The 16439-nt window shown below is 44.0% G+C and carries 8 protein-coding genes and 8 pseudogenes; 10 read left to right on the top strand and 6 right to left on the bottom strand.

Features of this window, described 5'->3' with window-relative positions; all coding sequences use genetic code 11:
* The first annotated feature begins 263 nt into the window (after positions 1 to 263).
* The 3 genes and pseudogenes from STH12_RS12265 to STH12_RS12255 all read left to right on the top strand — a co-directional run bounded on the left by STH12_RS12265 (position 264) and on the right by STH12_RS12255 (position 3582).
* Positions 264 to 1181 carry an IS5 family transposase gene (locus tag STH12_RS12265; protein WP_126167800.1) on the top strand — a complete coding sequence of 306 codons (918 nt, stop codon included), beginning with the start codon at positions 264 to 266 and terminating at the stop codon, positions 1179 to 1181.
* A 137-nt stretch (positions 1182 to 1318) separates the two neighbouring features.
* Positions 1319 to 2238 (top strand): annotated as a pseudogene (locus tag STH12_RS12260) (IS5 family transposase).
* Positions 2239 to 2451: 213 nt separating this feature from the next.
* Positions 2452 to 3582 carry a hypothetical protein gene (locus STH12_RS12255; protein WP_126167799.1) on the top strand — a complete coding sequence of 377 codons (1131 nt, stop codon included), beginning with the start codon at positions 2452 to 2454 and terminating at the stop codon, positions 3580 to 3582.
* A gap of 104 nt (positions 3583 to 3686) precedes the next feature.
* Here STH12_RS12255 and STH12_RS12250 read toward each other — a convergent pair.
* Together STH12_RS12250 and STH12_RS12245 are read right to left on the bottom strand one after the other, a co-directional pair.
* Positions 3687 to 3849: pseudogene (locus tag STH12_RS12250) on the bottom strand (IS256 family transposase); the annotation flags it as partial.
* A 70-nt stretch (positions 3850 to 3919) separates the two neighbouring features.
* Positions 3920 to 4847, bottom strand: a pseudogene (locus tag STH12_RS12245) (IS5 family transposase).
* Between the two features lie 241 nt (positions 4848 to 5088).
* Here STH12_RS12245 and STH12_RS12240 point away from each other — a divergent pair.
* From STH12_RS12240 to STH12_RS12230, 3 genes and pseudogenes are all read left to right on the top strand, one after another.
* Positions 5089 to 5472 (top strand): hypothetical protein, encoded by a 384-nt coding sequence (locus tag STH12_RS12240; protein ID WP_126167798.1) that lies wholly within the window; start codon positions 5089 to 5091, stop codon positions 5470 to 5472.
* 1021 nt (positions 5473 to 6493) lie between these two features.
* Positions 6494 to 7699, top strand: a pseudogene (locus tag STH12_RS12235) (IS256 family transposase).
* A gap of 34 nt (positions 7700 to 7733) precedes the next feature.
* Positions 7734 to 7862 (top strand): annotated as a pseudogene (locus STH12_RS12230) (IS630 family transposase); the annotation flags it as partial.
* A gap of 297 nt (positions 7863 to 8159) precedes the next feature.
* On the opposite strand, the gene STH12_RS12225 reads toward STH12_RS12230, so the two are convergent.
* Genes STH12_RS12225 through STH12_RS12215 form a run of 3 tightly spaced genes read right to left on the bottom strand, consistent with a single transcriptional unit; the run spans position 8160 to position 10366 of the window.
* Positions 8160 to 9188, bottom strand: coding sequence for an IS110 family RNA-guided transposase (locus tag STH12_RS12225; RefSeq protein WP_126167797.1), 1029 nt, complete (start codon positions 9186 to 9188; stop codon positions 8160 to 8162).
* Between the two features lie 57 nt (positions 9189 to 9245).
* The gene (locus STH12_RS12220; protein WP_126167796.1) at positions 9246 to 9983 is read right to left on the bottom strand and encodes an EAL domain-containing protein; all 738 of its coding nucleotides are present in this window, start codon (positions 9981 to 9983) and stop codon (positions 9246 to 9248) included.
* Between the two features lie 2 nt (positions 9984 to 9985).
* A complete protein-coding gene (locus STH12_RS12215) occupies positions 9986 to 10366 on the bottom strand; it encodes a winged helix-turn-helix domain-containing protein (protein WP_126167795.1) in 381 nt (126 codons plus the stop codon).
* Between the two features lie 1142 nt (positions 10367 to 11508).
* Here STH12_RS12215 and STH12_RS12210 point away from each other — a divergent pair.
* The 3 genes and pseudogenes from STH12_RS12210 to STH12_RS12200 form a co-directional block, all read left to right on the top strand.
* The gene (locus STH12_RS12210) at positions 11509 to 12417 is read left to right on the top strand and encodes a LysR family transcriptional regulator (protein ID WP_126167794.1); all 909 of its coding nucleotides are present in this window, start codon (positions 11509 to 11511) and stop codon (positions 12415 to 12417) included.
* 2 nt (positions 12418 to 12419) lie between these two features.
* The gene (locus STH12_RS12205) at positions 12420 to 13358 is read left to right on the top strand and encodes a LysR family transcriptional regulator (RefSeq protein ID WP_126167793.1); all 939 of its coding nucleotides are present in this window, start codon (positions 12420 to 12422) and stop codon (positions 13356 to 13358) included.
* A 628-nt stretch (positions 13359 to 13986) separates the two neighbouring features.
* Positions 13987 to 14663 (top strand): annotated as a pseudogene (locus tag STH12_RS12200) (IS5 family transposase); the annotation flags it as partial.
* A 62-nt stretch (positions 14664 to 14725) separates the two neighbouring features.
* On the opposite strand, the pseudogene STH12_RS12195 reads toward STH12_RS12200, so the two are convergent.
* Positions 14726 to 15758, bottom strand: a pseudogene (locus STH12_RS12195) (IS630 family transposase).
* 103 nt (positions 15759 to 15861) lie between these two features.
* On the opposite strand from STH12_RS12195, the pseudogene STH12_RS12190 reads away from it, so the two are divergent.
* Positions 15862 to 16014 (top strand): annotated as a pseudogene (locus STH12_RS12190) (IS5/IS1182 family transposase); the annotation flags it as partial.
* Between the last annotated feature and the right edge of the window lie 425 nt (positions 16015 to 16439).

Genomic DNA, 16439 nt, shown 5'->3' with positions numbered 1-16439 from the left:
CAAGTTGGAACGTTCCAATAATTAGTCGAAACGAGGCTTTAACCAAGTAAAATTAAATAAAGAATTATAATGCTTGTAATAACAAGGTGATGGTGAGGGGGGACGTAGTCGCTCTTAGTTGTTGTGACCAACTTGTTGCCGCACTTAAGGGTACTTATTTTTGCCTAAAGTACGGCGTTGTTGGGCGTTGTTGACTAAATCCTTTTGAACCATTTCAGCCCGCGGTGATCAGATCTTTCAGCACAGACTGACAGAGCGACATCATGGGCAAAGCTAAGCACAAAATCATCAACTGGCCTGAGTACAACCAGAGTTTACGCAATCGCGGCTCATTGACCTTTTGGATGGATGACGCAGCCATTAAAGGCTGGTTATGTCATCAGCATCATGGTGGTCGGGGGCGCGGTTTTCAGTTTACTGACCAGGCGATTGAAGTCGCTCTGATGCTGAAAAGCGTTTTTGGCTTATCGTTGCGCGCCACTGAAGGATTCATTAATTCCTTGTTTAAGCTGATGGATGTTCCCTTAGCCTCACCGGACTATAGCTGTCTCAGCAAGCGGGCTAAAACCGTGGAAATTGCCTACCGAGCGTCGAGTCATGGCCCGATTGCCCATGTCGTTATCGATGCCACTGGCTTGAAAATCTTTGGCGAAGGCGAATGGAAAATCCGTAAGCATGGCAAAGAAAAGCGCCGCGTCTGGCGTAAGCTGCATTTGGCAGTCGATGCCCAAACTCATGCGATTATTGCGGCTGAGGTCAGTCTTGAAAGTGTCGGCGACAACGAAGTGATGGGCACCTTACTCAATCCGCTGCGTCGTCGCATCGAGCAAGTCTCTGCCGATGGCGCCTATGACACCAAAGCCTGCCATAAGCTGCTTAACAATAAAGGGATAAAAGCAGTGATACCGCCGAGGTCGAATGCGGGTTACTGGTCCCAAGGGCATATTCGCAATGAGGCTGTGGATGCGCTCAAAGCAGGCAGTCTATCAGACTGGAAGCAGCTACATGACTACGGAAAAAGGTCGCTAGCGGAAACCGCGATGTACCGATACAAACAACTGATAAGCCCGACCCTGACACTGCGAGGCTACAATGCCCAAGTTGGCGAAGCCTTAGCCGGAGTTAAGGCCATGAACAAAATGCTGAGCTTGGGCATGCCTTCAAGGGGCGCAGGTCGTTAAACCGAGCAAGACCTTGGGGCAGTTGCTATCCGCGCAATGATTTGATCAACAACGCCGCGTTGTTGAGTAAATCCTTTTTGAACCATTTCAGCCAGCGGTGATCAGATCTTTCAGCACAGACTGACAGAGTCTTAATCATGGACAAAGCCAAGCACAAAATCATCAACTGCCCTGAGTATACAACCAGAGTTTACGCAATCGCGGCTCATTGACTTTTTGGATGGATGACGCAGCCATTAAAGGCTGGTTATGTCATCAGCATCATGGTGGTCGGGGGCGCGGTTTTCAGTTTACTGACCAGGCGATTGAAGTCGCTCTGATGCTGAAAAGCGTTTTTGGCTTATCGTTGCGCGCCACTGAAGGATTCATTAATTCCTTGTTTAAGCTGATGGATGTTCCCTTAGCCTCACCGGACTATAGCTGTCTCAGCAAGCGGGCTAAAACCGTGGAAATTGCCTACCGAGCGTCGAGTCATGGCCCGATTGCCCATGTCGTTATCGATGCCACTGGCTTGAAAATCTTTGGCGAAGGCGAATGGAAAATCCGTAAGCATGGCAAAGAAAAGCGCCGCGTCTGGCGTAAGCTGCATTTGGCAGTCGATGCCCAAACTCATGCGATTATTGCGGCTGAGGTCAGTCTTGAAAGTGTCGGCGACAACGAAGTGATGGGCACCTTACTCAATCCGCTGCGTCGTCGCATCGAGCAAGTCTCTGCCGATGGCGCCTATGACACCAAAGCCTGCCACAAGCTGCTTAACAATAAAGGGATAAAAGCAGTGATACCGCCGAGGCCGAATGCGGGTTACTGGCCTGAAGGGCATATTCGCAATGAGGCTGTGGATGCGCTCAAAGCAGGGAGTCTATCAGACTGGAAGCAGCAACATCACTACGGTAAAAGGTCGCTAGCGGAAACCGCGATGTACCGATACAAACAACTGATAAGCCCGACCCTGACGCTGCGAGACTATAATGCCCAGGTTGGCGAAGCCTTAGCCGGAGTTAAGGCCATGAATAAAATGCTGAGCTTGGGCATGCCTTCAAGGGGCGCAGGTCGTTAAACCGAGCAAGACCTTGGGGCAGTTGCTATCCGCGCAATGATAACAACGCCTATAACTGGAGCCGTGTGTGCTCGCAAAAAAAACCTTTAATTTATTTAATGATGCGTGAGTTAATATAATGCCCAATTATCAGCATTGATTTGCTGGAGGTGCGGAGGCCGCTATACTGTATGATTACTGTTGAATCACGAGATTTTTACCAGAGGCAGGGATATGCACAGAATGGTTTTGTTATCTGCAGTGTTGATATTTTTCTTAGCTGCAGGAGGTGATGTATTTGCTCAAACGGTTTACCGCGCAAGCACTGTTAATCTTGGGGGAACTTATAATATAGAAGAAAACTCACCTTCATTCGAGTATATAGTAGATGTTAAAGTAATGTGCGGACCCGAGGATGAGCGGAACCCTTTAATTGCTACTCAATGTGAAAGAACCAATGGGTTATTATCTTCAGTTATCAATCCACAATATTTGATCCATGGGTCTAATCCCGAGAGACCGTTTTGGGGGGATTTCGATTGGTCTACAGAAAAACAAGTACTAAAAATACCGATTGTTGATGTTAATGATTCGTCAAAAGTATATGTAGTAAACTTATTTTGCCAACAGAGAGCGGGTAGGCGTTTTAGATGTAATAATGCAGGCTATGACATTCATGATGTCGCAGTATCAAGGCAATATATAATAACTATTGAACCAGATAGTTTTAAAGATGTTCCTAATGGCGTATATTCGGCTAGTTTTTCGACCACAACGATGTCGTGGCATTCACATCAAGTGATTGTTAACTTTTCATTTAATTTCACCTTTAGAATCAATAGGTCAGGTTCGAGTGTTAGCCCAACATCTCTCTATGCTTTACAGGGGAATACTCTTCCGTTATTTTTCAGTCGATACGGTGAAGATCTTGAGTTTGGAAAGGGCGGTTTAGACTTTTGTTTACAAACTACGGATTATTCCAATGTGTCCTTGACAATTGTATCACCAGATCCGGCTTTAATAAGAGGCGGAATGCCTGACCAGTTTGTATTGACCAACACCGCTGCACTTGAAGGTCAACCTGACAGGTTTAGTCTTATGTATCGAGTGAAGTCGTTAACTTTGGGAAGAGTAGATCATGCTACAACTGATCTTCCTCATAACTGCGGAGATCCTGGCTATGCATTCTGTCGTGGTTATTCTGTGCCAATTGATTTTTCTCGGTATCCCAATTCTCAAGCTCCTGACGGTGGTGTCTGTAAAAGGTTTGACATAACAGTCGAAGGTGTTCCATTCAGAAGGCTAGATAAAGCTTCTGGTCAATATTATGGGACCTTTTATGTGGATGTGGCTGAAGTTCCATAAATAAGTATGTATTTACATGAAGTGAATTTTCACTGATTTACTAGACACCTCTAGGTTAGATAAAACTACTAACAAGAGAGGTGCTTCTGAGCGGTAAACACAGCTCAGAATAGTTCACAATGGATGGCCAGCTGAGATAGCGTTAAATTATAGTTTTGGATAGGGTGTGACCACCGCTCCTGAGCTTTCAATATACCGGTGTAGAGCAGTTTGAGTAAACTGTTCTCGTTGGCAAAGCACCCTCTTGGTTTTCGTCATTTTACGAAACTAACGATGTACTGGGCGTTGTTGATCAAATCATTGCGCGGATAGCAACTGCCCCAAGGTCTTGCTCGGTTTAACGACCTGCGCCCCTTGAAGGCATGCCCAAGCTCAGCATTTTATTCATGGCCTTAACTCCGGCTAAGGCTTCGCCAACCTGGGCATTATAGTCTCGCAGCGTCAGGGTCGGGCTTATCAGTTGTTTGTATCGGTACATCGCGGTTTCCGCTAGCGACCTTTTACCGTAGTGATGTTGCTGCTTCCAGTCTGATAGACTCCCTGCTTTGAGCGCATCCACAGCCTCATTGCGAATATGCCCTTCAGGCCAGTAACCCGCATTCGGCCTCGGCGGTATCACTGCTTTTATCCCTTTATTTTTAAGCAGCTTGTGGCAGGCTTTGGTGTCATAGGCGCCATCGGCAGAGACTTGCTCGATGCGACGACGCAGCGGATTGAGTAAGGTGCCCATCACTTCGTTGTTGCCGACACTTTCAAGACTGACCTCAGCCGCAATAATCGCATGGGTTTGGGCATCGACTGCCAAATGCAGCTTACGCCAGACGCGGCGTTTTTCTTTACCATGCTTACGGATTTTCCATTCGCCTTCGCCAAAGCTTTTCAAGCCAGTGGTATCGATAACGACATGGGCAATCGGGCCATGACTCGGCGTTTGGTAGGCAATTTTGACGGTTTTAGCCCGCTTGCTGAGGCTGCTATAGTCCGGTGAGGTAAGGGAATATCCATCAGCTTAAACAAGGAATTAATGAACCCTTCTGTGGCGCGCAACGACAAGCCAAAAACGCTTTTCAGCATCAGAGCGACTTCAATCGCCTGGTCAGTAAACTGAAAACCGCGCCCCCGACCACCATGATGCTTGAATCGCCACTGATGGCATAACCAGCCTTTAATGGCTACGTCTCCATCTAAAAGGTCAATGAGCCGCGATTGCGTAAACTCTGGTTGTACTCAGGCCAGTTAATGATTTTGTGCTTGGCTTTGCCCATGATTTCGCCCTGTCCGTCATGATTTAAAGATCAAAACGTCATCCGCGAAAATGGTTCAAAAGGAATTAGTCGACAACTCGGTATGACGTCCAAAATTGCTTTTTGGACGTCAGTATATGTAGCAATGGTGAAACCAAATATACAGATCTGATGCTGCTACAAAATGATACTCAGAAGATAGATCTCTCTGCCCTACTTGATCATATTCTACATTTGATTTGTATGCAGTATGGGATAAAAAATGAATGACTGTGGCTGTAAACACTTTCACTGTCCTTCTTGTGTAAAGCAAGGTGGTGGTTTTAAAATGGAATACGTATCTTATAAATTCAAAATCGATAATTTGCAGCACGTGGAAAAGGCAGTTTTATATTTTGAAAGTCAAAACAAAATAGCTATATGCAGTGCGCACGTATTTAGAGCAGTCTGTCTTATGATGCATAATGTTGATGTGGTTATATCAAAGGAGTTTTTTATTGGATTTGTATGGAAAGAGCGATGCGTAGCAGAAGGAAGTATTCCAGTTCTGATGCACTTAGTTCGAGGTATTTTTTATGGGACTGATTATCAGATAGTTACAGTAAGATGTTGCGGATATATGCTCTCTACAAAAAGTAAACTATGAAAATAATTATTCAGCTATTAGTGTCTGTAAGGCGTCAATAGCTTATTCTTGATATTTTTATTATTAATGTTGATTAACAATAAATAACGGTGCAAAACTAAAAAAAAGGACTAGAATAAGAAGTGGATATAGCAAATTATTAAGGCTTAATTAAGTTCGAGGCCTTTTTCATTTGACACCCTTTGGCCAATGCCACGTATTTGTGTGCATTGGTCTTTTTTATGCGTGAAATTATTAAGCAAGAAATGGGTTGCAATCAAATCTGAATTACATACTTAATGGAAAGAGGTGCGACCTGCACCAGTAATTTTAGACACAGTGCTAAGCTAGTAAAATTACTTGGAGAAGTGTCAAAAATTACCAGGGCACTTGTGAGGAACACGCTAATGAATGACTGCTCTAGCAGCGGCTGCGGACTTGTTCTCTGTTTTGGCTTTCCGTCGGAAATAGAACGTTTTTAACACGCTCTACCACTAGATATTCAGGGTGAAGGAAAAAGGGTTTGTGATGGTGGACTTGAAAGGGATCTCAAACCCTAGTTCCTTCAAGATGGATAATGCCACATCGTAGAGACTCTGTCTGATTATTTGGTGTAAAACTTGATTATCCTGCAATATCAAGTGACTAAATGCAGCTAAAATTACATTTAGTGTTAATCAATATGTTGTTTAACTAATGTAAAATTTATGCTGATTGTTTCTCTGAATCGCAAGCAATAAACCAGACACTTTCCAGCCGTTCTTGGTATCGGATCTCGTAGTCTACGGTGAGGCGTTGTTGCCTAAATGGTTGAACCTTCAGTTCCCGCCGTGATCATATCCTGTAAACGGCGTTATTGACTAAATCCTTTTGAACCATTTTCGCGGATGACGATTTGATTGACCTCTCCCCAAAAATTCAGATTACTGTTTCAACCGGTATACTCGCCGTGAGTCAACAAGATAGAATGCTCGTGGGTCCACGGCGGTAGTGTTCATAAATCTGTGTCATTTGAATAATATACACCAAAAAGGATATTCAAATGACCAAACCTACATTCGACATGGAAGCCGCCATTGAAGCACTGCGTGCAGGTAAAGACCTGACCGGCAAAGATGGCATTCTCACCCCGCTCATTAAACAGCTCACTGAAGCGGCACTCAATGTTGAGCTCGACCAACATCTTGAAGATAAGCAGCCTGGTAATCGCAGAAACGGCAAGACCAGTAAGACACTGAAAACCGCTACCGGTAGCTTTGAGCTGCACACTCCCCGTGACCGAGATGGCACCTTCGAGCCTCAGATTGTCAAAAAGAATCAGACCTATCTTACCGATGAGATGGAGCGGAAAATCATTGCGCTATTTTCACTGGGAACCAGCTATCAGGACATCCGTGCCCATATCGCCGATTTATATGGCATTGAGGTCCCCAATGGCACCATCAGCGCCATTACCTACAAGTTACTCCCTGAGCTTCAGGCTTGGCGCAAACGTGATTTAGAAGCCCTGTATCCCATCCTCTGGCTAGATGCTATCCACTATAAAATCAAAGAGAATGGCCGCTTTGTCAGCAAAGCTGTGTACACGATACTGGCACTCAATGTGGAAGGCAAAAAGGAGCTGTTGGGCCTGTATATCTCTCACACTGAAGGCGCACATCAGTGGCTGAGCATACTGACCGATCTTCATAATCGCGGTATTAAAGACATCCTGATTGCCTGTGTCGATGGCCTTAAAGGCTTCCCAGAAGCCATTGAAACTATTTACCCGCATACAGAGGTGTAATCATGCATCATTCACCAAATTCGTAACTAAATGAAGTACATAGCGTCTAAAAACCAGAAGGCGTTTATGGCGGATTTAAAGTGTGTCTATAAAGCCACAACCCTCAATGCCGCTGAGATAGCGCTGGACGAGCTGGAAGCCAAATGGGGCGACAAATATCCAGTGGTCATCAAGTCCTAGCGCAACAAGTGGGCGCTGTTATCGACCTATTTTAAGTACCCGGAATACGTGCGTAAGGCTATCTACACCACAAACGCGGTTGAGGCAGTACATCGTCAGTTTCGTAAACTGACGAAAACCAAGGGGGGCTTTGCCAACGAGAACAGTTTACTCAAACTGCTCTACGCCGGTATATTGAAAGCTCAGGAGCGGTGGTCACACCCGATCCAAAACTGGAATTTAACGCTGTCTCAGTTGTCCATCCATTTTGAAGGACGACTGGATGCTCATATCGATCTGTGATTTTTAACGTGACACAGAATTTTGAACACCCTCCGCACGGCATAAAACGGTAACCCGCAATCACGCTTGCAGTAACATGCGGGAACTGTTTTGCATAGTATGGCATTTTATGGAAACCGTTTCGCCATTTTCTGGTTACGGACGCGGCACCGTGAAAATGTAGCAGTATTCGGATCAGCTATTTAGTAGGGGCATTTCAAAGCTTAGCATTTCTCGAAATCCTCCTAACATCTATGGACGCTCCCAATTGTGCAAGCAGATTGAGCCTAAAGAACTGTAGGTTTTGCAGCCATCTATTCGGATTTTGTGAGGAACAAGCCTCGATCCCTGATGAATTCCGCTGGCTTACGACTAATCATTTGGACGTACTTATTTGTACGATGTTAGGAACAGTCTCTGTAAGCCACGGTGCAACCTGTCTGTCTTCAGTTAACTTGCCTGCGCAAAACGTTGCATCTGATTAATTTACAATGTGAGCAAAATCCTCACGGTAATCCGTGCGGTTAGCCAATAACGACCAGGCTATCCGCGCAAGTTTGTTGGCTAAGGCCACTATCACCACATTTTTATGCGCTCTGCCGCTTAATGATCTCAACCATTCAGTGACCCGCCTGTCTGGATTCATATGTCGTAACACTGCACGTGCTCCATGGATAAATAGTCGTCTCAGATAACCATCTCCACGTTTGCTGATACCCAATAGCCGTGTTTTACCGCCACTTGAACATTGCTTTGGTACTAACCCTAACCAAGCTGAAAGTTGCCTTCCAGATTTAAACTCATGACCTGAGCCAACCGTGGCGACCAGGGCTGAAGCGGTAAGTCTGCCGATCCCAGGTACTTGCTCAAGCCTTCTACACTGCTCATTATCCCTACTCGCCATGTCAATCTCTCTGTCATAGAGAGCCAAATCTGTTTCGAGTTGGTTTAGCCGTGCCTTCATTCGATGGATATGCCTTAGCAGCGCTTCCGGCAGGGTCTCTTGTGTTTGAAGTTCCTGCGCAAACCATGCAGATAACTTTCTCGGGCCTACCGCCACAACAATACCAAACTCAGCCAGGGTTGCTCTAATACGGTTAATTAAGGCGGTACGCTCTTTAATAATCCCGTCCCGCTCTCGATGTACCAGCAATAGAGCCTGCTGTTCTTCTGATTTCAGTGCAACAAAACGCATGTTCGGGCGCGAAACAGCTTCACAAATCCCTTCAGCATCATTCACATCGTTCTTGTTGCTTTTTACATAGGGTTTAACGAACTGAGGAGCCATCAGTTTTACTGTATGACCTTGCTTGGTAAGCTCTCTTGCCCAAAAATGAGCGCTGGCACAAGCTTCCATTCCGATAAGACAAGGCGGTAAATTGGCAAAAAACTTCAAAACAGAGACCCGTTTAAGCGCCCTCTTAATCACCACCACACCGTAGCCATTAACGGCATGGATTTGAAAGATATTTTTCGCTAGGTCAATCCCAACAACAGTAATGTTTTCCATGACGGACTCCTACTCAAATTAGTACTGTGACTATTTAGGATAGGAGCGTCCATTTCATTATTTCCGGCTAAGCTTTACAAAAGCTGAACGAAAATAAAAGCCTTGAAAAAGCGCATTGCTTAACCTTAGTTCTAAAATCAAATCCAACTGCTCTTTCTTTTCAATTCTTTCAAAAACTACAAATTTAAAACAACTAGACATGAGCTTTGAGCTTTCAATAAAATCATCCAAAAAACCTGAACTTAAACTTGGAACTTCGAGTTTAACAAAGTCAAAGTGATAATTTAAAAACTTGTTTCTATAATCACTTTTAAACATGTTATAATCATCTGCAGCTAATGAAATACGATTTTCATATAGGTACTTCAGACCTAAGCCAAAGTTTTTACATGGAAAACAATGGTCTCTCTCTGTCAACTCTATGACCAATTTAATGCCACATGCATCTAGTACCAAATTGAGCTCAACTATTTTCTTTAATATATGAAAATTACAAAGCTCATAGTTTTCTATATTAACATACAAAGTCTTTCCAAGCATGAATTTCAACTCGGACGTGTGAACTGCCTTAATATAAATAAGCTCCAAAACGTCATCGCAACTGAAAAACCTAATGCCGGATGTCAATACACTATCGGTTAGGATCTCATAACCTACTATCTTACCTTTGCTATCATGCACCTCTTGAAGTTTATAGCATATTTCACCTTTATCTTTGATGTTTTTGTTTATGAAAATAATATCGCTAGATAACGGGGAGTTTAAATACTTGCAACTTTTAATTATAGTATCCATTTTTAGCCCTCCACACACATATACCCAACACCACGAATAGTCACGATCATAAATTTACTTCTAGTGACTTTAAGTATTTTGCGAATTTCATTTATTAAAACTGGCAAACTATTTTCCCCAACAATCCTACCTTGCCAAATAAAGTCACACATTATATCCTTTTCTAAAACAGTACCTTTATTGTTCAGCATAAGGCAAAGAGCTCTTGCCACAAAGTTACTACAAACAACTTTTTTATTCTCTTCTGGCATAGTTAACTCTGCGGTCTCTAGAGCCTCCCTTGACTTAGAAAACTCATATTTAACATTGTTATCACGAAGCCCGCAATTACTAGCGCCATCACAAACTCCACAATGAAAAGTCTGACAAAAGCTATTAGTCACATAAACCTCCAGAAATAGTTATTTTTAAGTCATAAAGTTGGCAGAAAACAATCAAGGTGAAATATCATGTGATGTTATTTAATGTAATATTAGCAAAAACAATTGCACTAAACTGTTATTTGTAATTATTTATCATTATTCATGGTAATTGGTTGTTATTAGAGTATTGGCTCCACCTTCGGGGCCAACCATTAGCTACCCAGCCCAACACGTTGAAAACATTTTATCTCTTTATAAAAACATGTGAATAACACACCTGTTATAATGATCATAATCAACGTAAATACCCTTGTGTAGGGCGTTGTTTTATAATGCTTTATTGGGTTTTGGTGTTGGCAGTGGAACTTCGCTAACTCATTCTGAAAACGACTTTGCTGCTTGCTATTAACAATATAAGATAGATTTTTGAATTGAATTATCGCCGATTTCCTAGACACGATTCGATTAGATAAAATAACGGAAAAAGTGAGGTGCTTATGAGCGGTTAACGCTCCACTGAAGAGTTAATACGGTTTAACAGCTAGTTGACCACGGCTATTCCATCCAGATGTTGCACACTGGCTAGATACCCAATACCTATAGCCTGTATGCCTAAATACCAGATCCGATTATTGCTACATTTTCGTGGTGCCGTGTCCGTTACCAGGACATGGCGGAATGGTTTCCACAAAATTCCCTACCATGCAAAGCAATTTGATCCGTACCAGTAATTTTGGACACTGTGCTAAGTGAGTAAAATTGCTTTATTCGGTGAACTATGGCATCAAAGAACAAATGCAAGTCCTATACCGCTCAATTTTGGGCTGAAGCACTGAAGTTAGCGCAAATAAAAGGTGTCGTTGAGGCAGCCAAGGGGAATTGTCGATCAAATCATTGCGCGGATAGCAACTGCCCCAAGGCCTTGCTCGGCTTAACGACCAGCGACCCTTGAAGGCATACCCAAGCTCAGTATTTTGTTCATTGCCTTAACTCCGGCTAAGGCTTCGCCAACCTGGGCATTGTATGTAGTGGTCTAATGAATCCGTCAGCCACCTAAGATATAACCCGTGTGAAAGGTTTCCAGAATAAATAGCAAGAATGATTCAAGGCGTCCGATTTTACGATAAACTAGTATTCGTTGGATCATACCGTTGAGAGACCCGATGAGCCTTTCTGAGAAAAACCTTGAGATACTTAGGAGCAGTAACCTTAACTTACTTCTTACGCTGTTTATGCTTTTAGAGTATGCCAATGTTTCTAGAGCTGCCCAGGTAATGGGGATGTCTCAGGCAGCAATGAGCCAAGCATTGAATCGCTTAAGAGTGCAGTTTGAGGACCCGTTGTTGATCAAAAGTTACAACGGTATGACTTTGTCCAGTAAGGCTGAAGCGATAATGTCAGAGCTTCAGAACTGCCTGACAATGGCTTCAGCGTTGTTGGGAGACCAGAACTTCGATCCTACAAAGGTTCAGGATGAGATACGCTTTGCCATGAATGATGTCGCAGCTCAGCTACTTATTCCTAATCTTATTAAACACTTTGCTAAGCTATCGCCTGGGTTGAAGCTAGAGTATCAATCCCAGCATAAAGAGTGTTTTCAGCTGTTGCTTCGAGATAGGTTAGATCTGGTCGCTGGGTTTTATGAAACCTTCCCCAAGGGGGTTCAGCATACCAGCATCGGAAAAGCTTGTTGGCAATATGTCACACTAGATAACAAATCTGGTCCAAAGCGACTAATCAGCTATCAGTTTCAGGAGTACGGCCAGCTGAAACAGTTGCAAACCTTGCAGGCTATGGGTAAAGCTAATCAAGGTTTTTTGTTAAAATCTGAATCGTTAAGTGTGCTTGTCAATGGTTTGCGTCAGGCCGGGACTGCCACCTTTTTGCCTCGTCATGCAGTTCTGGTATTACCGGAAGTGATTCGGCAGAGGTTGGTCTGGTTCGGTGAACCCCAATACCTCGATTTGCACTTATGCTGGGTAGACCGTCCAAGACAAAGAGAACTGCATCAGTATTTTAGAAATGAACTGACTTCACTGATAAAATCCAGTCTGTTATCTAGGGAGCTTTAAATATGTTAAGTCAGGCTGACATTGCTCGTATCCGTAGTTGTGATCTCAATCTGCTCGTGTGTCTCGTGGTCTTAATTGAAGAGCAGAGTGTCTCACGTAGTGCTGAGCGGCTCGGATTGTCGCAACCTACGATGAGCCAGAAAGTGAAAAAAATACAGACATTATTTGGAGAGCCATTATTCATTAAACAAGGGCTAGGAATTATTGCCACAGACAAGGCTCTTAAACTACATCAGCCACTAGAACAGTGGTTGCTGTTATCTAGCCAATTATTACAAAAGAAGCCATTTTTCCCTGAAGAAGCTAAAGGAAAAATAAGTCTAGGATTGTTGGATGATGTTGCAGAAACTTTAATCCCAAGACTGCTGGAACAGTTAATCGTTGATGCTCCTAATGTTGAGTTAGAATTTGTCAATAAAACATCGAATATATTTTCTATGTTAGAGTCTGGCAAATTAGACCTCGCTGTAGGAGGAGTGGATGTTCCGCCTCCTAATATCCATGGTCGACGTACTGTAAGCGAGAATTATCTAGTATTTTTCAGTCAGAACCATCCTTTAGCTAAACTAGCTAATCCCTCAATACAGGATGTGTTCCATTGGGAGCATGCTCGCTTCAGCGGGTCCAATTTGATTGAGCAGGAAATTGATTTATTGGCTCAGGAGTTAGGACTCACTCGAAAATGTAGCTTTAGTTGCTCATCAAATTTGGTTTTACTACAATCTCTTAAGGCCAACAGGCACTTGGCATTTTTACCTGAGCGTTTTTTGAAACATAGCGATAGTCTTTTACATTTGGCTTTACCAGAAATACCATCTATTGATAGCATGATATATTGGCATGCAAAAGTACACAAAGAGCCTCTAATACAATGGTTTAAAGATTTATGCATAGAGCTGACAAAAAATATGATCAAAGAGGGGCATTTTCCACAAGCTTAACTCTTCATCATCTACTACTGGGGCTTTTTTGTATCAAAGTGAATCACCACGCCGCTTTTAGAGTGCAATAAAAAAAAGCCCCAACGGAGAGAGTTTGGGGCAAAAAGTTAACACTAGGAGGTGAGTCCCTTTTTAGCAGGTAGCTGGAGGAACTCAGCTACAAAGTCTCATGAATTATCTAATCACGAAACTAAAATGCTGACAATTAAGCTAAAATAACATAAAGCCATGTCGGGTTTGGGATACCTTCCTACATGGGAAGGGGGAAAACCAAATAAATACTGGATTGATGACAGTTTGCTATGGCACGAAAAATAAAAGGCATTGTTAAGTCTAAGGAAGGTGCGAATAAGCCCCGTGCTTGCTCAGCGTGAGTTTACAAGGGATAGATGCAGGCGCAGTTAATTCTTGAAAATGGCCTTAGTACTTCGTAAGAAAGAACTATAACGCAGCAGATACCGCTGTAAGCCACACCTTACAGGGCTTTTTTATCAACACCATATCTGCGTTATTCTTCACAATGCCTTCAGTTGAATGCCTTGAACTGGGCGTTGTTGACTAAATCCTTTTGAAACATTTCAGCCAGCGATGATCAGATCTTTCAGCACAGACTGACAGAGTCATAATCATGGACAAAGCCAAGCACAAAATCATCAACTGCCCTGAGTATACAACCAGAGTTTACGCAATCGCGGCTCATTGACTTTTTGGATGGATGACGCAGCCATTAAAGGCTGGTTTTGCCATCAGCATCATGGTAGTCGGGAGGGCGGTTTTATATTTACAGACCAAGTGATTGAAGTCGCTTTGATGCTGAAAAGCGTTTTTGTTTTGTCGCTGCGCGCCACTGAAGGGTTCATTAATTCCTTGTTTAAGCTGATGGATATTCTCTTAATCTCACCGGACTATAGCTGCCTCAGCAAGCGGGCTAAAACCGTCAAAATTGCCTACCGAGCGCCGAGTCATAGCCCGATTGCCCATGTCGTTATCGATGCCACAGGCTTGAAAATCTTTGGCGAAGGCGAATGGGAAATCCGTAAGCATGTCAAAGAAAAACGCCGCGTCTGGCGTAAGCTGCATTTGGCAGTCGATGCCCTAACTCATGCGATTATTGCGGCAGAGGTCAGTCTTGAAAGTGTCATCGAGCAAGTCTCTGCCGATGGCGCTTATGACACCAGAGCCTGCCATAAGCTGCTTAACAATAAAGGGATAAAAGCAGTGATACCGCCTAGGTCGAATGCGGGTTACTGGTCCAAAGGACATATTCGCAATGAGGCTGTGGATGCGCTCAAAGCAGGCATTCTATCAGACTGAAAGCAGCAACATGACTACGGTAAAAGGTCGCTAAATAGCTGATCCGAATACTGCTACATTTTCGCGGTGCCGTGTCTGTTGCCAGGAAATGGCGAAACGGTTTCCATAAAATGCCATACCTTGCCAAGAAGTTCCCGCATGTTTCGGCAACTGTGATTGCGGGTTACAGTTTCATGTAGTGCCAGCCATAAGCGCTCTATCTTGTTGACCCACGGTGAGTATACCGGTTGAAACAACAACCTAAACTTGGGGTTGCTCTTGAGCCAGGCCAGAGTTTTACGGCTCTTGTGAATGATGTAATTATCCAGAATTAGCGTGATAGTTTTGGCTTTGCAGTAATGTCGTTTGAGCTTTTCCAGCACTGCAATAAACAGCTCCGACCGCCTTGCTGGCGCTGCTTACATAAAGCACTTTTCCTGTTTTGGCATGCAGCGCTCCAGCCAAGTAGTGCTTGCGATTGTTACCTGTGGTGACCACGCGTTTTTGTTGCCCTTTGGGCATCCAGTTCGCACCGATTTTGGGGTTAAGGTCGATGTCTACTTCATCTTCATAGAATACCGGGTGCTCAGCACTGCACTGTTCAAGTGCCTGATTTATGGCGGCCATTTTCTCTGCTTTGCATGGGTCCTTAATGCGCAATGTCGGGGCTGAGCGGCGCCAAACTATGCCTGCTTCGGGTAACAGACGGCGAATGGTTGATGCAGCGACGCATAGCTTAAGCTGTGCATTAATCACCTTGGCAAGCAGCTCACTGCTCCAGCGGCTACGCTGGTAACCAAAGTCTTCCGGACAAAGCTGGATCAGCAGTGACAGGCAGAGCAAGATCGGGTTAATAGGCAAGACAGCAGGCCGCCCCGGTTTCTCTGATTTCAGCCCTTCAATGCCGCACTGGGTGTACCAGCCCAACCATCGACCGATGCTGGAGCGGGCCGCGCCAGTGGTGTGCTGAACTTGGGTAAACGGCTGCCCTTGATGCAACATCAACATCGCAATAAGACGCCTGGCAAAGTGCTTATCGTTGGTTTTTTGAATCAATTTTTGCATGCGCTTGCGCTCAGCGCGGCATAGTGGTGCTAAGATGGCCATTCTCAGTCCTTGGGCGAGTGGTGGGTTTGTTTGGCGATAGATCTGATCGCTCAAACAGGACTGAGTTCCCTTCCTGTGATCTACTATTTGGAACAGCTATTTTGCGGAAACCGCGATGTACCGATACAAACAACTGATAAGCCCGACCCTGACGCTGCGAGACTACAATGCCCAGGTTGGCGAAGCCTTAGCCGGAGTTAAGGCCATGAACAAAATGCTGAGCTTGGGCATGTCTTCAAGGGGTGCTGGTCGTTAAACCGAGCAAGACCTTGGGGTAGTTGCTATCCGCGCAATGATAACAACGCCCTTGAACTGTCGTCGTTATCATTGCCGGATCTGTACATGGACTTGTTTGCACCTTTCCTAACTGTCGAGTGTCACCTTGTCATACGATAAAAGGAGTTGTCTATCTGGAGAAATTGATCGAGATTATTTTTTAAAATTAAAGGGCTGATGAAAAATAAGAAAGTAGCTTTGCTTTATTATGGGGTGTAAACTAGTTTCGTGTTATTGATATAATTGTCGCTGCTTTTCATTTATTATGGTTTAAACGGTTTTTTTAAAACGGAATCCCTATTAACGGAGCTTTTTTGTCGTGTTTTATAGTGCCCGTAGTTCCAGTTTGGTCTCTGACTAATTGTTGTTGCTTTTCTTGGGGGTTAAATTAGTTGCTAGCCTTAC

The organism is Shewanella khirikhana (genome assembly GCF_003957745.1).
In the GTDB taxonomy this organism is placed as follows: domain Bacteria; phylum Pseudomonadota; class Gammaproteobacteria; order Enterobacterales; family Shewanellaceae; genus Shewanella; species Shewanella khirikhana.
This window is presented reverse-complemented; position numbering and strand designations above follow the sequence as displayed.

What these genes read in the sequence shown, in the direction of transcription:
- STH12_RS12265 (WP_126167800.1), top strand. Translation starts at nt 264, where the DNA reads ATGGGCAAAGCTAAGCACAAAATCATCAACTGGCCTGAGTACAACCAG.
- STH12_RS12255 (WP_126167799.1), top strand. Translation starts at nt 2,452, where the DNA reads ATGCACAGAATGGTTTTGTTATCTGCAGTGTTGATATTTTTCTTAGCT.
- STH12_RS12240 (WP_126167798.1), top strand. Translation starts at nt 5,089, where the DNA reads ATGAATGACTGTGGCTGTAAACACTTTCACTGTCCTTCTTGTGTAAAG.
- STH12_RS12225 (WP_126167797.1), bottom strand. Translation starts at nt 9,188, where the DNA reads ATGGAAAACATTACTGTTGTTGGGATTGACCTAGCGAAAAATATCTTT.
- STH12_RS12220 (WP_126167796.1), bottom strand. Translation starts at nt 9,983, where the DNA reads ATGGATACTATAATTAAAAGTTGCAAGTATTTAAACTCCCCGTTATCT.
- STH12_RS12210 (WP_126167794.1), top strand. Translation starts at nt 11,509, where the DNA reads ATGAGCCTTTCTGAGAAAAACCTTGAGATACTTAGGAGCAGTAACCTT.
- STH12_RS12205 (WP_126167793.1), top strand. Translation starts at nt 12,420, where the DNA reads ATGTTAAGTCAGGCTGACATTGCTCGTATCCGTAGTTGTGATCTCAAT.